General features: G+C 54.9%; 2 protein-coding genes and 1 pseudogene. 2 read left to right on the top strand and 1 reads right to left on the bottom strand.

What is annotated here, in order from left to right:
- Positions 1–145 (bottom strand): annotated as a pseudogene (locus tag H6F43_RS22260) (3-isopropylmalate dehydratase large subunit); the annotation flags it as partial.
- 176 nt (positions 146–321) lie between these two features.
- Between H6F43_RS22260 and H6F43_RS12735 the strand changes: the two are divergent.
- Together H6F43_RS12735 and H6F43_RS12730 are read left to right on the top strand one after the other, a co-directional pair.
- On the top strand, positions 322–1,194 hold the full coding sequence (locus tag H6F43_RS12735; RefSeq protein WP_190343124.1) for a M48 family metallopeptidase: 873 nt from the start codon (positions 322–324) through the stop codon (positions 1,192–1,194).
- A gap of 290 nt (positions 1,195–1,484) precedes the next feature.
- A partial coding sequence (locus H6F43_RS12730; protein ID WP_190343123.1) for a class I tRNA ligase family protein occupies positions 1,485–2,563 on the top strand: 1,079 nt, incomplete at its 3' end.

The raw sequence follows: 2,563 nt of genomic DNA, 5'->3' as shown, positions 1-2,563 counted from the left end.
CGCGCTCCCGCAGCATAGCAAAGGCTTGAGGGCTGGTGACTTCGTGAATCAGATGCAGACCAATAAATAGCTGAGTTTGTCCAGAGGGCAGAATTCCAACCGTGTGTGCATCCCAAACTTTGTCAAACAGCGTGCCGTTGCTCATGGTCCTCTCTCGATCGGTATAGTGCGGTGTCCTATTCTATCAAGCAGAGACGGGCACTTGCTGATTGCACCCATGTTCTTCGGGTAAATGCACCTAGAGTACGGTGCGGGTAGCCAGACGTACGGACAGCCCATCCTTCTCGCTATACTACAGGTGATCTCCTCATCGTTTGCAGTATGGGTTTCGTCAAAACTCCTCTGATCGGCTTACGCGCTGACCACTTTCGTCATCCGCTTGATCTCGAAGCCACTGCCAGCCTAAAGCAGATTCCTGGCTTGGATCTGTTGATTCGCACGGTGCTGGGACCGATCGCCGAACAATTTTTTTATCTAGAAAATATCGCTTCCAGCGTTCTTGTGAGCGAACAGCAGCTTCCAGATTTGCACAAACTGCTGCTAGAAGCGTGTCGCGTTTTGGATTTGGAGCCACCGCAGCTTTACGTGCGTCAGCATCCGGTACCCAATGCTTACACCTTCGCTATGCGGGGCAAGCAGCCGTTTGTAGTGCTGCACACGTCGCTGATCGATCTGCTAACGCTGGAAGAGATCCAAGCAGTGATTGCGCACGAACTGGGACACCTCAAGTGCGAGCACAGCGTCTATCTCACACCAGTGAATATTTTGGTTTTGGCGGCGAAGCAGCTGCCCAACTGGGGCGAAATGCTGGCGCAGAGTATTGAAGCACAGCTTTTGGAGTGGGTGCGGTGCGCAGAGTTTACCTGCGATCGTGCGGCACTGCTGGCAACCCAAAATCCTAAAGTGGTTGCGTCAGTTTTAATGAAGCTGGCAGGTGGATCGCCCACATTGGCAGGACAGCTTAATCTAGATGCGTTTCTGAAGCAGGCGCGGGCATACGACGACATTAGCAACGACCAGCTTGGCGAGATGCTGAAGCAGGCGCGGACGGCGCAGCTGACCCATCCAGTGCCAGTGTTGCGGGCGCGCGAGATCGATCGCTGGGCAAACAGCAAGGCGTATCAATCACTGCTGGAAACGCGATCGTTGTCCAATCCAGAAGAGACGAAATCAGGCGGTTGGCGAAACTGGTAGTGTTAGGCGTTCAGGAGCCGCAAAAGAGCGCTGCGACATTGTGCGATTTCAAGGCGTTGGAGCGGCAAGCAGAAATCTTTAGTCTGCATTTCAGTCGTATCTGTCCCTGCTCAATGCGGTCGTTAACCAAATCTAAATATTTTAGAGGCGATCGTTCTCCAACGTGAGGCACAACGGTTGATGCTTGTGTGACTTGTCACGGATAATGGGCTACTAGTCAGCGGCGATCGCGGCTATACTACAAGTATACTACAACGCTGACTGCTCACCCACGCTTGCGGAATCCCACTGTGACAGACCCTGGAGCTTACAAAGACACCGTTAACTTGCCGAAAACCGACTTCGACATGCGCGCCAATTCGGTCAAGCGCGAGCCGGAGATCCAGCAGTTCTGGGCGGAGCAGCAGATTTATGAGCACCTGTCGCAGGACAACCCCGGCGACGTGTTTGTGCTGCACGACGGTCCTCCCTACGCCAACGGACAGCCGCACATCGGGCACGCCGAGAACAAAATTCTCAAAGATATTATCAATAAGTATCAATTTCTGCGGGGGCGGAAAGTCCGCTACGTGCCAGGATTCGACTGTCACGGACTGCCGATCGAACTCAAAGTTCTGCAAGAACTGAAGCCCGAAGCTCGTAGGCAACTGACGCCGCTGAGCCTGCGCCAGCGTGCTAGAGACTTTGCCCTAAAGACCGTAGACGAGCAAACCCACGTCTTCAAGCGCTTTGGCGTCTGGGGCGATTGGGAGCATCCCTACCTGACGCTAGACGCCACGTACGAAGCGGCACAGATCGGCGTGTTCGGTCAAATGGTGCTAAAAGGCTATATCTACCGGGGATTGAAGCCCGTTCATTGGAGTCCCAGCTCCAAAACCGCATTGGCAGAAGCAGAGCTGGAGTATCCCGAAGGGCACACGTCGCGATCGATCTACGCCGCCTTTGAGGTCACCTCGCTGCCACCGACGCTGCAAACCGCGCTCGATCCCTACTTCGGTGAGCTGGGCGTAGCCATCTGGACAACGACACCGTGGACAATTCCAGCAAATCTGGCGGTGAGCGTTAACCCAGAACTGGTCTACGCAGTGGTAGAAATCGGAGACGGGCTGGATCTGAAAACTGGCGCGGGGTCGATGCGCTACCTGATTGTGGCGAAGGATCTTGTCGATCGACTGGCTGAAACCCTCGGCACATCGTTGACGGTGCAAGCGACGCTGTTGGGCAAAACGCTGGAGCACACGACGTATCGCCATCCCTTGTTCGATCGCCAGAGCGAGGTCGTGATCGGCGGTGATTATGTGACAACCGAGTCTGGTACGGGCTTGGTGCACACGGCTCCGGGTCACGGGCAGGAAGACTACAGCGTTGG

This window comes from Leptolyngbya sp. FACHB-36 (genome assembly GCF_014695955.1).
Taxonomy (GTDB): domain Bacteria; phylum Cyanobacteriota; class Cyanobacteriia; order Leptolyngbyales; family Leptolyngbyaceae; genus FACHB-36.
This window is presented reverse-complemented; position numbering and strand designations above follow the sequence as displayed.